Source organism: Amycolatopsis sp. VS8301801F10 (assembly GCF_046195355.1).
Classification (GTDB): Bacteria; Actinomycetota; Actinomycetes; order Mycobacteriales; family Pseudonocardiaceae; genus Amycolatopsis.
Genome location: NZ_CP176065.1, coordinates 6,754,683 through 6,768,096, shown reverse-complemented (window position 1 = coordinate 6,768,096; position 13,414 = coordinate 6,754,683). Strand labels below are relative to the sequence as shown.

The following is a 13,414-nucleotide window of genomic DNA, read 5'->3' as shown; positions in this document are numbered from 1 at the left end:
TCCGCCGCTTAACCTTGCTTCCTCAGACAGGCACAGACGAAGAGCCACTGTCAGCGGTCTTCGTCGTGTCTGTTTTTCGTATGCCGGGATCGCTGACAGCCAGCGCAGAAAGTTGGCGGTCCATGAGTTCTCCCACGGTCGCAACGCCGCGATCGATCGCGAATGTCTCGCAGGTCACCGCGCTGATCAACACGTTGTCCGCGTTGCCGCGCAAGGCGAACCTGCTCTGGTACCTGGTCTTGGGCGGGCTGTTCCTCGACGCGTACTCGAACGCCGCGCTCGGCGCCGGTCTCGCGCCGATGACCAAGGAACTGGGGCTCAGCGCGGGCCAGGTCGGCCTGCTCACCGCGACCGCGCCCGCGGTCGCCATCCTGTTCAACCCGGCGGGCGGCTGGCTGGCCGCGCGGATCGGCCGGGTCAAACCGCTGATCGCGGCGAAGGCGATCGCCGGGCTCGGCGCGGTGCTGACCGCGACCGGCGGCAGCTTCGAGGCGGTCTGGGCCGGGCGCGGGCTGGTCGGCGTCGCCTACGGCGTCGACTTCGCGGTCGCGATGGCGCTGCTCGCCGAGTACACCCCGGCGTCGCTGCGCGGACGGCTCAACCTGTGGCAGTCCGTCTGGTACGTCGCCACCACGGTGAACCTCGCGCTGACGCTGGTGTTCTACAAAGCCGGCGTGGCGGTGGAGATCTGGCGCTGGTCGGTCGGCTCGGCCGGGGTCTTCGCGCTCGCGCTGCTGGTGCTGCAGATCGCGTTCCTCGCCGAGAGCCCGTCGTGGCTCGCGGCCAAGGGACGGCTGCCCGAGGCGGCGCGCAGCCTCCGCCGGATCTACGGTTTCGCCGTGTCGCCGGGAACGCCGAGCGCCGAGGACGCCGCGGCCGAGGAACGCAAGATCGGGTTCCGGCAGGCGGGCGTGCTGTTCCGCAAGCCCTACCTGCCGCGCACGTTCCTGTCCACGGCGATCTCGCTGACCCAGGCCATGCAGTACTTCGCGGTCGGCTGGTATCTGCCGGTGATCAGCCTCGCGATCTTCGGCGACAAATTCGAGACGGCCACGCTCGGGTCGATGGTCTTCAACGTCGCCGGGATCGTCGGCGGCGCGCTGTCGGCGTACTTCGGCCGGAAGATCGGGCTGCGGGTCAGCTCGGCGATCGGGTACGCCTTCGCGTTCGCCATCCTGCTGGTGATGGGGCTCGGCTTCGGGAAGCTGCCGATCGCGATCGGGTTCCTGCTGCCGTTCCTGTTCATCTTCTTCCATTCGGCGGGCCCCGGCGCGAACGGCAAGTCGATCGCCGCGCTGTCCTACCGCAGCGACGTGCGCACCCTCGGCACCGGCGTGACCGGCATGCTCGGGAGCTTCGGCAGCGTCGTCGGGCTGTACGTGTTCCCGCAGATCAAGGAGGCGATGGGGCTCGGCCCGACGATCGCGCTGCTCGCCGTGGTGCCCGCGCTCGGCCTGGTGTCCTGCCTCATCGTGCGCTGGGACCCGACCCGCAGCGGCGTCGACCCGGACGACGAGGAGATCTCGCTGCCGGGGAGGACGGCGTGACGCGGCGCGGAATCCTGGCGGTCGACGAGGGTTCGACGGGCACGAGAGCCGCCGTGGTCGGCGAGGACGGCGTGGCCGGGCCGTCGTTCTACACCGCGGTCGACGTCGTCCATCCCGAGCCGTCGCGGGTGGAGCAGGACGCGGCGCAACTGCTGGAGCGCACCGTCGACGTCGCCCGCCAGGCGATCGCGTGGGCGGGGGAGAACGGCGTCGAGATCGTCGGGATGTCGGTGTGCACGCAGCGCGCGACCGCGATCCTCTGGGACAGCGAGACCGGGCGGCCGCTGGCTCCGGCCGTGGTGTGGCAGGACACCCGGTACGCGGACGAGCTGGCGAAACTCGCTCCGGAGTGGGATCCGGTGCTCTGGGCGAGGACCGGCCGTCCGGTCGGCACCCGCGCCCCGTTCCTCTGGGCCGCGCGGCAGCTCGGCCGGCTCGACATGCCCGCCGACCGCGTGCGGTTCGGTTCGGTCGACACCTGGCTCGTCTGGCATCTCAGCGGGCGCAGCAGGTATGTCATGTCGGCGACCAACGCGGTCGCGTTCGGCGGGTACCGGCTGCGCGAGCACGCGTGGGACCGGGAATGGCTGGCCGCACTGGGTTTCCCCGCCGAGCTGGCCCCGCCGCCGGTCGACGACGACGGCGATTTCGGGTACACCGACCCGGATCTGCTCGGCATCGAGGTGCCGATCGCCGCGGTGATGGGCGACCAGCACGCCTCGCTGATCGCGCTCGGCGCGCTGACTCCGGGCCAGGGCACCTGCGTGCACGGCACCGGCACTTTCGTCGGCGCACTGGCCGGCGACGAGCCGCCGGACGGGCTCGGCAAGGTCGACGGCGTGCTGTGCCTGGTCGGCTGGCGCAGCTCCGGCCACAGCCGGTTCAGCCTGGAGGCCTACACCTCGACCACCGGTTCCGCCTTGCGGTGGTTCACCGAGGATCTCGGGCTGTTCCGTTCCGCGGCCGAGATCAGCGCACTGGCGGCGGCCCAGCCGAGAAGCACCTCGACCTGGTTCGTGCCGACGCTGGCCGGGCTGCGCACGCCAGTGCAGCGGCCCGACGCGCGCGGGCTGCTGACCGGGCTGAGCCTGGCCACCACGCGCGACGTGGTGGCGCGCGCGGTGCTCGACGGGATCGCGCACGCGGTGAGCGACACCGTCGACGCGCTGCGCACGACGATGAACCGGCCGGTCACCCGGCTGCGCGCCGGGGGCGGATTGGCCGCGAGCGACGTACTCCTGCAGAGCCAAGCCGACTTCGCCGGGGCCGAGATCGAGCGAGTTGCCGATTCGGCGACCGCCAGCCTCCGGGGCGCGGCGTATCTCGCGGGCGTCCGGCTGGGCGTGTGGCCGTCGTTGGCCGAAGCCGTCGCACATCAAGGAAAAGGCGAAATCTTCGAACCTCGGCTGCCCGAGGACGAACGCCGCGAACTGCGCGCCCGCTGGCAGGACGTGCTCGCGGTCTCGCTGTCCTGACCGTCCTTTGCGGACGTTTTCAACTTTGAGTGGAGAGACAAGCTCATGTTCACACTGCCGTCCCGACGGCCGAACGCCGTCGCCGCGAGGGCGACCCTGTCCGCGCCGCTGCGGCTGGACCGCCGCTCCGCGCTGACCGACCTCGAAACCGGCACGTTCGACGTGCTGGTGATCGGCGGCGGCGTCACGGGCGCCTACACCGCGCTCGACGCCGCCTCGCGCGGCTTGAAGGTGGCGCTGGTGGAGCGCGACGACTTCGCGTCCGGAACCTCGTCCAAGTCGTCCAAAATGGTGCACGGCGGCCTGCGCTACATCGAGCAGGGCAACCTCGACCTGGTCCGGCATTCGCTGCTGGAGCGCCAGCGGTTCCGCCGCAACGCCCCGCATCTGGTGCAGCGCCTGCCGTTCCTGTTCCCGATCCTGGCCAAGGACGGGGTGTTCGACGCCCGCATCGCCAAGGCCTTCGAGAGTCTCTTGTGGACCTACGACCTCGCGGGCGGCTGGCGGATCGGCAAGCTGCACCAGCGGCTTACTGTGGACGAGGTGCTCGCGCACGCCCCGACGTTGCGCGCGGAGAACCTCAAGGGCGGCCTGATGTATTACGACAGCCGCGCTGATGACGCACGGCTGACGCTGGCGATCGTGCGCAGCGCCGCCCGGCTCGGTGCGGTGGTGGTCAACGGCGCCGAGGTGACCGGATTGCGCACCGCGGGCGGACGGGTCACCGGCGCGACGGTGCGGGCCGACGGCGAGCAGCTCGACGTCCGGGCGCGCGTCGTGGTCAACGCCACCGGTGTGTGGGCAGACCGGGTCGAGGGCATGGCCGACCACGGGCACCAACCGCAGGTCCGTCCGGCCAAGGGCGTGCACATCGTGCTGCCGTGGGCGAAGATCCGCAACGACTGCACGGTCACCGTGCCGATCCCGGGCCGCGCGCGGCGGGCCACCTGCACGCGCTGGGGCGACGTCGTCGTGGTCGGCACCACCGACACCGACTACACCGGCTCGACCGACGACGTGCACTGCACCCGCGAGGAGATGGACTTCCTCCTCGAAGGGGCCCAGATCGCCTTCGACGCCAAGCTGGACGCCAGCGACGTGCTGGGCAGCTACGCGGGCCTGCGCCCGCTCGTCGGCGGCAAGGAGGGCGCGACGCTGGACATGCGCCGCGACCACCACATCACGGTGTCCGCGGGCATGGTCACGGTGACCGGCGGCAAGCTCACCACGAGCCGGCACATGGGCGAGCTGGTCGTGGACAAGGCGCTCGGCCTGCTGGGCCGGAAAGCCAAGTGCCGCACCAAGAACCTGCCGCTCATCGGCGGCGCCGGATACGACGCGGAGGCCACCGCCGCGACCGGCGGCGTCGCCGCGCACCTCGGCGGCCGCTACGGCACCGAGGCGCGGTTCGTGAGCGCGCTGGCCGACGAGAACCCGGCGCTGGCGGAGCCGCTCATCGAGGGACAGCCGTTCCTCAAGGCCGAGGTCGTGTTCGCGGCCCGCTCGGAGATGGCGCGCTCGGTCGACGACGTGCTGTCGCGGCGCACCCGGCTGCGGCTGTTCGCGCGGGACGCGTCGGTCGAGGCCGCGCCGCTCGTCGGCGAACTGCTCGGCGCGGAACTGGGCCTCAGCCCGGAAACCGTGGCCGCGCAAGTGGAGCAGTACCGGGCGGACGTCGCCCGGGAGAAGTCGATCCTGTTCGGAGACAACCTGTTGGGAGCCAACGCATGATCAGCCGTCAGACCGTCACGCACCCGTTCAACCGGGGCAATTACGTGGTCGGCGCGCCGACGCCGCCGCGCTGGGGCGGCCGCACCGAGCCGGGCAAGGGCGGCGCGTCGCTGCAGACGGCCGCGGTGGCCGTGCCCGCCGAGCTGACCGACGCGCTGCGCGGGCTGGCGGACGCGGTGCACACCGAACGCGACGAGGTCGTGCTGCGCACCCGCGACTGGTGGGCCGGTTCGATGATCGGCGAGACCGCGGACGCCCCGGCGACCCCGGACGCGGTGATCGCCGAGGTCAGCACCGTCGAGCAGATCCAGGCCGCGGTCCGGCTGTGCGGCGAGCACCGGGTGCCGCTGACCGTGTCGGCGGGGCGCAGCAACGTCACCGGGGCCGCGCTTCCGGTGTACGGCGGGGTCGTGCTGGATGTGTGCGGGCTCAACCAGATCGTGTCGTTCGACGCCGAATCGCAGATCGTCGAAGTGCAGGCGGGCATGTTCGGCGACCTGTTCGAGAAGGAACTGCAGGAGACGCACGGCGCGACCACCGGGCACTGGCCGTCCGCGTTCGCGATCTCCACGGTCGGCGGCTGGGTGGCCTGCCGCGGCGCGGGCCAGTTGTCCACCCGGTACGGGAAAATCGAGGACATGGTCGTCGGCCTCGACGTCGTCCTCGCCGACGGCACGCTGGCCCGCTTCGGCGACTACCCGCGTGCGGCGACCGGCCCGGACCTGCGGCAGCTGTTCGTCGGTTCGGAGGGCACGCTCGGCGTGATCACCGCGGTCCGGCTGCGCACGCACCCGCTGCCGACGTACTCGAAGGCCGTCGCGTACGGCTTCGAGACCTTCGCCGCCGGCCTCGACGCCTGCCGCCGGATCATGCAGCGCGGCGCGACCCCGGCCGCGATGCGGCTGTACGACAAGCTCGAGAGCGGCACCCACTTCGGGCACCCGGAGACCAACCTGCTGCTGATCGCCGACGAGGGCGACCCGGTGCTGGTGGACGCGATGATCAAGGTCAGCGCCGAGGAATGCGCGGCGACCGGGTCCGCATTGGACGGTCAGCCGGTGTTCGAACGCTGGCTGGACGAGCGGATGCTGGTCGGCAAGTCCGCCGACGGCTTCGCGCCCGGCCCGGGTTTCGTCGCCGACACCCTCGAGATGGCCGGTTCGTGGTCCGCGCTCCCGGCGATCTACGACGAGGTGGTGGCCGCGATCGAGGCGGTGCCGGGGACTCTCGCGGCGTCGGCGCACCAGTCGCACGCTTACACCGACGGGGCCTGCCTGTACTTCTCGCTGCGCGGCGACGTGGAGCCGGAGAAGCGGCGGCACTGGTACCGGTCGGCTTGGGATGCCGCGAACGCCGTGCTGGTACGGCACGGGGCGGCGCTGAGCCACCACCACGGGTCGGGGCTGCTGCGCGGGCCGTACCTGGCGGACGCGCTCGGGACCGGGTTCGAGACGTTCGCGGCGGTGAAGCGGGCGCTGGACCCGGCCGGGCTGCTGAACCCGGGCAAGCTCGGGCTGCCGACCGATCTGGGCCCGAACCCGCTCGACTCGGCGAGCTGACCCGGGTTTCACGGACAGTCGCGGGCGGCATGAAACGGTGGACGGCATGAACGAGAAGATCACGGCGGCGTTCGAGGACGTCCCGGTGTGCGCGTCGGTCGTCGGCGTCGCGAAGGTGCCGGATTTCGTGGCCGCGGCGTCCCGGGTCGGGATCCTGGCGTCGGTTCCGGTCGGGCAGCTGCCGAAGATCGTGGCGGCGCTGGCCGGGCGGGACAAGCTCGTGTTCGTCAACATCGATTCGTGCCCCGGGCTCGCCACCGACCGGGCGGGCGTGGACTTCCTGCGGGAGATCGGCGCGGCCGGGGTGGTCAGCACCCGGGTCGCGCCGATCGAACGGGCGCGGGCGCTGTCGATGCTGACCATGCACAAGGTGTTCGTCACCGACCGCTCCAACCTCAACCGGAGCCTCGAGGCGGTCAAGCGCAGCGGCCCGGACCTGGTGGAGCTGATGCCGGCCCCGATCATCCCGTGGATGTCCGGATCGGCGCGGGAGGTCATGTCGCCGTTCGTCGCGGCCGGTTTCGTCACCGACCGCGACGGGGTGGCGCATTCGCTGGCGATGGGCGCGGCGGCCGCCGCGTCCTCCGATCCGGGGCTGTGGTCGCTGACCCGGTCCCGGCTGCGTACGGGAGAAGAATGAGTTTCGTAGTGGTGGCCCGGTATACGACCGCGGAGCGGGACCGGGTCGTGGACCTGCTCGGGCCGATGGCGGAGGCGTCGCGGCGCGAGCCCGGCTGCCGGCGGTACACCGTCCACACGGGAATCGAGGACGGCGTCGTGGTGATCGTCGAGGAGTACGGCAGCGAGGCGGACTTCGCCGCGCACTGCGCGTCGGAGCACTTCGCCCGGATCGTGCTCGGCGAGGTCGTGCCGCTGCTGTCCGACCGGCAGGTCACCCGCTGCGTCCCGGTCGGCGCGTGATGGAGGTCCGCGGCGCGGTCCTGCGCGAGGTCGGGAAACCGCTGGAGATCGAGACGCTGACGCTGGCCCCGCCGGGACCCGGCGAACTGCTGGTCCGGGTGCGCGCGGCCGGCCTGTGCCATTCGGACCTGTCGGTGATCGACGGGTCGCGGCCGCGCCCGGTGCCGATGGTGCTCGGCCACGAGGCGGCGGGCGAGGTCGTGGAAGCCGGGCCGGGCAGCGGTTTCCGGCCCGGCGAGCACGTGGTCCTGACGTTCGTGCCCTCCTGCGGCGACTGCGCCCCGTGCACGGCGGGCCGCCCCGCGCTGTGCGGTCCGGCCGCGGCGGCGAACCGCGCGGGCACGCTGCTCGGCGGGGACGTCCGGTGGTCGTCGCCGGCCGGGAACCCGTTGCACCACCTCGGGGTTTCGGCGTTCGCCTCGCACGTGGTGGTGTCCGAGCGATCGGCGGTGCGGATCGATCGGACGCTGCCGTTCGAGATCGCGGCGTTGTTCGGCTGTGCGGTGCTGACCGGCGCGGGTGCGGTGTTCAACGCGGCGGACGTGCGTCCGGGCGACAGCGTGGCCGTGTTCGGGCTCGGCGGGGTCGGGCTGTCCGCGCTGCTTGCCGCGAAGGCTGCCGGTGCCAGCACGCTGCTCGCGATCGATCCGGTCGCCAGCAAGCGGGAACTGGCGCGTTCGCTGGGCGCGACGGTGATGGCCGACGTCGCGGAGATCCGCGAGCGGACCGGCGGCGGGGTGGACCGCGCCGTCGACACCACCGGCGTGGTCGCCGCGCTGAGCCAGGCGTACGAGGCGACCCGGCCCGGCGGCACCACCGTGACGGTGGGCCTGCCGGACCCGTCCGCCGGACTGACCCTGCCCGCGCAAAGCCTGGTGGCCGAAGAGAAAACCCTGCGGGGCAGCTACCTGGGCTCGTGCGTGCCGCGACGGGACGTGCCCCGGTTCATCGCGCTGTACCAGGCCGGGCTGCTGCCGGTGGAGGCGTTGCTGACGCATTCGATCACGCTGGACGAGATCAACGCGGGTTTCGCCCGGCTGCGGGACGGAGGCGCGGTCCGCCAGGTGATCGCCTTCTGAAACCGCGCCCCTCGATCCGCTACGAGTTCCCGCGCAGCGAAGCCGTCGCGATGGTCGCCGCGTTGATCGCGTTCTCCGCGGTCCGGGTGGACGAGGCGGAGTCGAGTTCGGTGAGCGACTCCTTGTTCAGCGCGTGCACGGCCCACTCGTAGGTGTGGTCGGTCGTGCACGGGCCCTGGTATCCGAAGAAGCTGGCGCTGCCGCGGTAGTAGGCCTGGCGTGCCCCGGCAGGCACGGACGGCTGATATGCGTGGTCGACGTTCTGCGGCAGTTCGGCGGCGGTCGCCGGGATGTCGTAGATGACCCAGTGGATGATCCCGTTGTCGAGGTCGTGCATGACGACCGCGTAGCTCTTGGCCGCTTCCGGCGCGCCGGACCAGGCCAGCGGCGGCGACTCGTTTTTCTTCTCCGGGTCGCCGTCGCCGCTGCTGGCGCAGTCGTGGGTCTTGGGGATCAGCCCGCCGTCGGAGAACGCGGTGCTGGAGAGGGCGAAGGCGGCGCGCGCCGAACTCGCCGACGCAGTGGCGGGGCTCGCGGCGCAGAGGACGAGCACGGCGAAGAGAGCGATTCTGGTGCGTCTCACTGGAGGCTCCCGAGGCTGCTGGTGGTCTCTTGTCCTTTCGTGGGAAGAGTGTGCGCCGGAACCGGCGGGCGGCGTCGGGCCAGTGGAAGGGAGTACCACGTTTCCCGCCAAGAGTGACATCCCTCGCCCGGCAGACTTCGTTGTGGCGCGCCACGATCCGGGCGGTCGCGGCGATCCGCGCGGGTATCGTGGGACGACCGGATCTGGACGGGCTGTCGGACGCGTTCCCGGCCTATCGGGCGGGTCGGTTGACCTGGCGGCGGCTGCCCGGGCTGTCGTGCTTGAAGCGCAGCGGCCGCGGGTTCTGTTCGGACGCCGAAGTGGCGGCCCGGGCTCGCGATCGGGAACCCGGGCCACCGGAGAGGGTCAGCGCCAGTCCACTTTGAACACCCACGCGTGCTTCCCGGACGCCCGCGCCGCCGCGGGAACGTCGATGACCAACCGGCCGTCGCTCTGCGTCCAGTGCAGCGGGCCGCCGTAACCGAGCAGGCTCACGCGGTCGCCCGGGCGGATCGGGACCGGCGCGTCGACCACCAGCTGCGAGCCGGGCGCGACCAGCGACATGACGTAGAACGCCGCACCCGGCCGCACGGTGAACCGCAGGTCGCCGAGCTGCGCCATCCGGGACCAGTAAGTCGTGCCGTAGATCGCTTCCCCGTTGGTGCGCAGCCAGGCCCCGGTCTCGCGCAGCCGCTGCTGCATCACCGCGGGAATGGTGCCGTCGAAGTCCGGGCCGATGTCCAGCAGGAAGTTGCCGTTCTTCGATACCACGTCGACGAGCGTGTGCACCACGTCGTCGGTGGTCATGTACTTGTCGTCCGGCGTCGCGCGGTTGTAGCCGTAGGAGAACGGGTCCAGGCCCCGGCTCGACTCCCACTTCGCGACGACCGTGTTCGGGTACGTCGTGTACTCCGGCGTGGTGAAGTCGTGGTCCGGGATGCCGCCGCGGTCGTTGTACGTGACGTCCTTGGGCCGCCGCCGGTTCTTGGCCCGGTTGAAATACTCGGTGAGCACTTCGCGGCTGTCGTTCACGCCGCCGATGTCGAACCAGAGCACGTCCGGGTCGAAGCCGGAGATCAGCTCCAGCACCTGCGGCGCCTGGAGATCCTTCACGAAATCGCGGCCGGCGGTGTAGCCGGTGTAGGGCAGCGGCGCGCCGGTGTACGGATTGCGCGGCGCGTGGCCCATCCGCGGATTGTCCGGGTTGAACCACTCCGGCAGCGAGAAGTACAGGCCGTTGCGCAGCCCCGGCGTGTACTTGCGCGACGCGGCGAACAGGTCGGCGACGAGGTCGCGGCGCGGGCCGAGCTTCTTCGCGTTGCGGCCGCTGACTTTGGTGTCCCACAAGGCAAAACCGTCGTGGTGCTTGGACGTGAGCACGTAGTACTGCGCGCCCGCGTCCTCGATCAGCCGCACCCAGGAACGCGGGTCGAACCGGGCGGCGGTGAACTTCGGGATGAAGTCGTCGTAGACGAACGATTCTCCGTAGGTCTTCGCGTGATATGCGTACGTGGGTCCGTTGGGATCTTGCTGGTTGTTCCAGTACCACTCGGCGTACTGCTGCCCGACCGGAGCCCACGCGGGCACCGAGTACACGCCCCAGTGGATGAAGATGCCGAATTTCGCGTCGCAGAACCAATACGGCGCGCGGTGCGTGGACAGCGACGCGTCGGTCGGCCGGAAGTCCGGGATGCCGAGCGGGACCGGCAGCGTCCGGGTGGCGATCGCCGACCGGTCGGCGAGCACCCGGATCCGGCCGGTCGCGGGAGTTCCGGCGGGCAGGCCGCGGTCGGGGGTGAGGCCGAGCCGCACGGTGGCCTGTTCGCCGGGCGCGAGGCGCGGGATCGGCGCGGGCGTGCGCATCCGGCCGCCCGGGACGTCGAGCGTGACGGTGATCCGGTCGCGCGTTTCGAGCCAGACGGTGCCGGTGTTGACGATCGTCGCCTCGACCGCCTGCGGACCGCCGTCCTGCAGGAGGTTCGCGGTCGCCCGGGCGTCGAGGACAGTGACCGAACGGCCTTGCGCGACCGGCTGCAGCGTCAAGGCGAACACGTGCAGGCTCGCCACATTCGCCGCCGGCGGGGCGGTCTTCGGCAGGGTCAGCGCGACCGCTTCGCGCGCCGGGTCGATCCACACCTGCGCGGTGCCGATCGACACCGGGTTCTGGTCGGTGACCCCGCCCGGGCCGTAGCGGAAGGCCGAGGCGACAGCGCCGCCCGAGCCGTACCAGTCGGAACCGGAAATCGTGGCGGTGCTGGTGCTGCCGTCGGCGTAGTGGACGGTCGCGGTGCCTCCGGTGCTGCCGTAGCTGCACGCGACGAGGAACGCGGCACCGTAGTAGCGGCCTTTCGGCAGGTCGAGGCGCTGCCCGAGCGCGATGACGTTGTTCTTCGCCCCGGCGGTGGCCGAGCCGAGCTGATACGGCACACCGCCCGCGGTGACCGTGCTGCCCGCCGGGATCTGCTCCGCCGGAAAGGTATAGCCGGAGCCGTCGAAGTTCCCGTCGTGCGCGCTCGCGGAGTCGATGCCGTCGTTGTCGAACCACGCGTCGAGCGGGACCGGAACCGGCGGAGGAGGCGGCCCGACCGGCGCGCCAGCGCCGTCCGCGACCACCGCCCGCTCCGGCCCGCCCGCGGCCGCCGCGGTGCCCGGCAGCCCGAGCAGCACCGCGCCGCCGAGCGCCATGCCGAGCGCGTGCCGACGAGGATAGGTCGTCATGGAACCTCCACAGTGAAGTCCAGTGATCCGATGCCTGGCGGGAGTTTCTCGATCACCAAAGGAATCAAGGGTAGGCAATCAGCCGATACATCTGATGAATCATCGTCGGCGCGCACTGGAATGCTGTCAAGGAGATCCCGCTCAGCGGGGCAGCGCGCAAAGCCGGCCGCCCCGGGGCGACCGGCTTTGCGCGAGCGAGGGTCAGGACCGCAGCCAGACCGCCGTGTCGGTCGGCAGTTCGGCGGTCACCGGGTCGCTGGCCAGCAGGAGTTCCGCGTGCGGCGGCAACGGGACCGGGGCGCCGGAGAAGTTGAGGACGAACGTGAATCCCGGTCCCCGGCGGAAAGCCAGCACGTCGTCGCCGAGCGGCAGCCATTCCAGCTCCCCGGTGAATTCCCTCCGCCGCCGCAGCCCGGCGCGGTACAGGCTGAGCATCGACGCCGGGTCCGCCGCCTGTGCTTCCGCCGTGTACGCCTGCCATTCCGCGGGCTGCGGCAGCCACGCACCGCCGGGGCCGAAGCCGAACGGCGGTGCGTCGCCGGACCACGGGAGCGGCACCCGGCAGCCGTCGCGGCCGGGGTCGGCGCCGTTCGTGCGCGTCCACACCGGGTCCTGCCGCAGTTCGTCGGGGAGGTCCTCGACCTCCCACAGTCCCAGCTCTTCCCCCTGGTAGACGTACATTCCGCCGGGCAGCGCCATGGTCAGCAACGCCGCCGCGCGGGCCCGCCGGGTGCCCAGCACCAGGTCCACCGAGCTGCCGTGCAACCGGTCGGCGAAGGAGAACCCGGTGTCGCCCGCCCGCCCGTACCGCGTGACGTGGCGTGTGACGTCGTGGTTCGACAGCACCCACGCGGGCGGCGCGCCGACGGCGTCGTGCGCCCGCAGCGTCCGTTCGATGACCTCCCGGAAGCGCGCGGCGTCCCACGGGCAGACGAGGAAATCGAAGTTGAACGCCGAATGCAGCTCGTCGCGGCGCAGGTACCGCGCGGTGCGGGACAGGTCCGGCAGCCACATCTCGCCGACCAGCACGCGTTCGCCCGGGTAGCTGTCGGCGATCTTCCGCCACGACCGGTAGATCTCGTGCAGCCCCTCCTGGTCGGAGAACGGCGTCTCGTCGCCGTCGGAGACGTCCGGCAGCCGCGCGTCCTTCACCAGCCCGTCGGCGACGTCGATGCGGAAGCCGTCCGCGCCGCGGTCGAACCAGAACCGCAGGATGTCCTCGAATTCCGCGCGGACGTCCGGGTTGTCCCAGTTGAAATCCGGCTGCCGCGAGCTGTAGAGGTGCAGGTACCACTCGCCGTCCGGCACCCGGGTCCACGCGGATCCGCCGAAGCGCGACTTCCAGTTGTTCGGCGGCTCGGCCCCGTCCGGACCGCGGCCGGGCCGGAACCAGAACCGTTGCCGCTCAAGCGAACCCGGGCCGGCGGCGAGCGCTTCGCGGAACCAGGGGTGCTCGTCGGAGCAGTGGTTCGGCACGATGTCGACGATCACCCGCAGGCCCCGTCCGTGCGCCTCGGCGATCAGCGCCTCGGCCTCGGCGAGCGAGCCGAAAAGCGGGTCGATGCCGCGGAAATCGGCGACGTCGTAGCCGCCGTCGTCCATCGGCGACGGGTACCACGGGGTGAACCAGAGCGTGTCGACGCCGAGCGCGGCCAGGTGGTCGAGCCGCGCGCGGACCCCGGCGAGATCGCCGATGCCGTCGCCGTTGCCGTCGGCGAAGCTGCGGACGTAGATCTGGTAGATCGCCGCGGTGCGCCACCAGCTGTCTTGTCTTCGGGATGCGGTCACGGAAAACCCTCCT

General features: G+C 71.5%; 10 protein-coding genes. 7 read left to right on the top strand and 3 right to left on the bottom strand.

The features are described from left to right. The first annotated feature begins 122 nt into the window (after positions 1-122). The 7 genes from F9C11_RS31215 to F9C11_RS31185 are packed head-to-tail and all read left to right on the top strand — an operon-like array spanning position 123 to position 8,312. A complete protein-coding gene (locus tag F9C11_RS31215) occupies positions 123-1,547 on the top strand; it encodes an MFS transporter (protein WP_409180936.1) in 1,425 nt (474 codons plus the stop codon). Beyond that, positions 1,544-3,022, top strand: coding sequence for an FGGY family carbohydrate kinase (locus tag F9C11_RS31210; protein ID WP_409180935.1), 1,479 nt, complete (start codon positions 1,544-1,546; stop codon positions 3,020-3,022). The genes F9C11_RS31215 and F9C11_RS31210 overlap by 4 nt, the downstream gene beginning before the upstream one ends. Positions 3,023-3,067: 45 nt before the next feature. Beyond that, positions 3,068-4,753, top strand: coding sequence for an FAD-dependent oxidoreductase (locus tag F9C11_RS31205; protein ID WP_409180934.1), 1,686 nt, complete (start codon positions 3,068-3,070; stop codon positions 4,751-4,753). After that, the gene (locus F9C11_RS31200) at positions 4,750-6,312 is read left to right on the top strand and encodes an FAD-binding oxidoreductase (protein ID WP_409180933.1); all 1,563 of its coding nucleotides are present in this window, start codon (positions 4,750-4,752) and stop codon (positions 6,310-6,312) included. Before F9C11_RS31205 ends, F9C11_RS31200 begins: the two co-directional genes overlap by 4 nt. 46 nt (positions 6,313-6,358) lie before the next feature. Continuing rightward, positions 6,359-6,952: a glycerol-3-phosphate responsive antiterminator gene (locus F9C11_RS31195; RefSeq protein WP_409180932.1), complete on the top strand. Its 594-nt coding sequence runs from the start codon at positions 6,359-6,361 to the stop codon at positions 6,950-6,952. Next, complete coding sequence (locus F9C11_RS31190) at positions 6,949-7,233, top strand: putative quinol monooxygenase (RefSeq protein ID WP_409180931.1); 285 nt, start codon at positions 6,949-6,951, stop codon at positions 7,231-7,233. The genes F9C11_RS31195 and F9C11_RS31190 overlap by 4 nt, the downstream gene beginning before the upstream one ends. Further along, complete coding sequence (locus tag F9C11_RS31185; RefSeq protein ID WP_409187011.1) at positions 7,233-8,312, top strand: zinc-binding dehydrogenase; 1,080 nt, start codon at positions 7,233-7,235, stop codon at positions 8,310-8,312. Before F9C11_RS31190 ends, F9C11_RS31185 begins: the two co-directional genes overlap by 1 nt. Positions 8,313-8,331: 19 nt before the next feature. On the opposite strand, the gene F9C11_RS31180 is transcribed toward F9C11_RS31185, so the two are convergent. From F9C11_RS31180 to F9C11_RS31170, 3 genes are all read right to left on the bottom strand, one after another. Beyond that, positions 8,332-8,895, bottom strand: a complete 564-nt coding sequence (locus F9C11_RS31180) for a YbhB/YbcL family Raf kinase inhibitor-like protein (RefSeq protein ID WP_409180930.1) — start codon at positions 8,893-8,895, stop codon at positions 8,332-8,334. 366 nt (positions 8,896-9,261) lie between these two features. Further along, positions 9,262-11,613 carry an alpha-L-fucosidase gene (locus tag F9C11_RS31175; protein ID WP_409180929.1) on the bottom strand — a complete coding sequence of 784 codons (2,352 nt, stop codon included), beginning with the start codon at positions 11,611-11,613 and terminating at the stop codon, positions 9,262-9,264. A 201-nt stretch (positions 11,614-11,814) separates the two neighbouring features. Further along, positions 11,815-13,401: an alpha-amylase family glycosyl hydrolase gene (locus F9C11_RS31170; protein ID WP_409180928.1), complete on the bottom strand. Its 1,587-nt coding sequence runs from the start codon at positions 13,399-13,401 to the stop codon at positions 11,815-11,817. Between the last annotated feature and the right edge of the window lie 13 nt (positions 13,402-13,414).

Bases quoted from the DNA above. Each gene is read 5' to 3' on its own strand.
- F9C11_RS31215 (WP_409180936.1), top strand. From the start codon at position 123: ATGAGTTCTCCCACGGTCGCAACGCCGCGATCGATCGCGAATGTCTCG.
- F9C11_RS31205 (WP_409180934.1), top strand. From the start codon at position 3,068: ATGTTCACACTGCCGTCCCGACGGCCGAACGCCGTCGCCGCGAGGGCG.
- F9C11_RS31200 (WP_409180933.1), top strand. From the start codon at position 4,750: ATGATCAGCCGTCAGACCGTCACGCACCCGTTCAACCGGGGCAATTAC.
- F9C11_RS31195 (WP_409180932.1), top strand. From the start codon at position 6,359: ATGAACGAGAAGATCACGGCGGCGTTCGAGGACGTCCCGGTGTGCGCG.
- F9C11_RS31190 (WP_409180931.1), top strand. From the start codon at position 6,949: ATGAGTTTCGTAGTGGTGGCCCGGTATACGACCGCGGAGCGGGACCGG.
- F9C11_RS31185 (WP_409187011.1), top strand. From the start codon at position 7,233: ATGGAGGTCCGCGGCGCGGTCCTGCGCGAGGTCGGGAAACCGCTGGAG.
- F9C11_RS31175 (WP_409180929.1), bottom strand. From the start codon at position 11,613: ATGACGACCTATCCTCGTCGGCACGCGCTCGGCATGGCGCTCGGCGGC.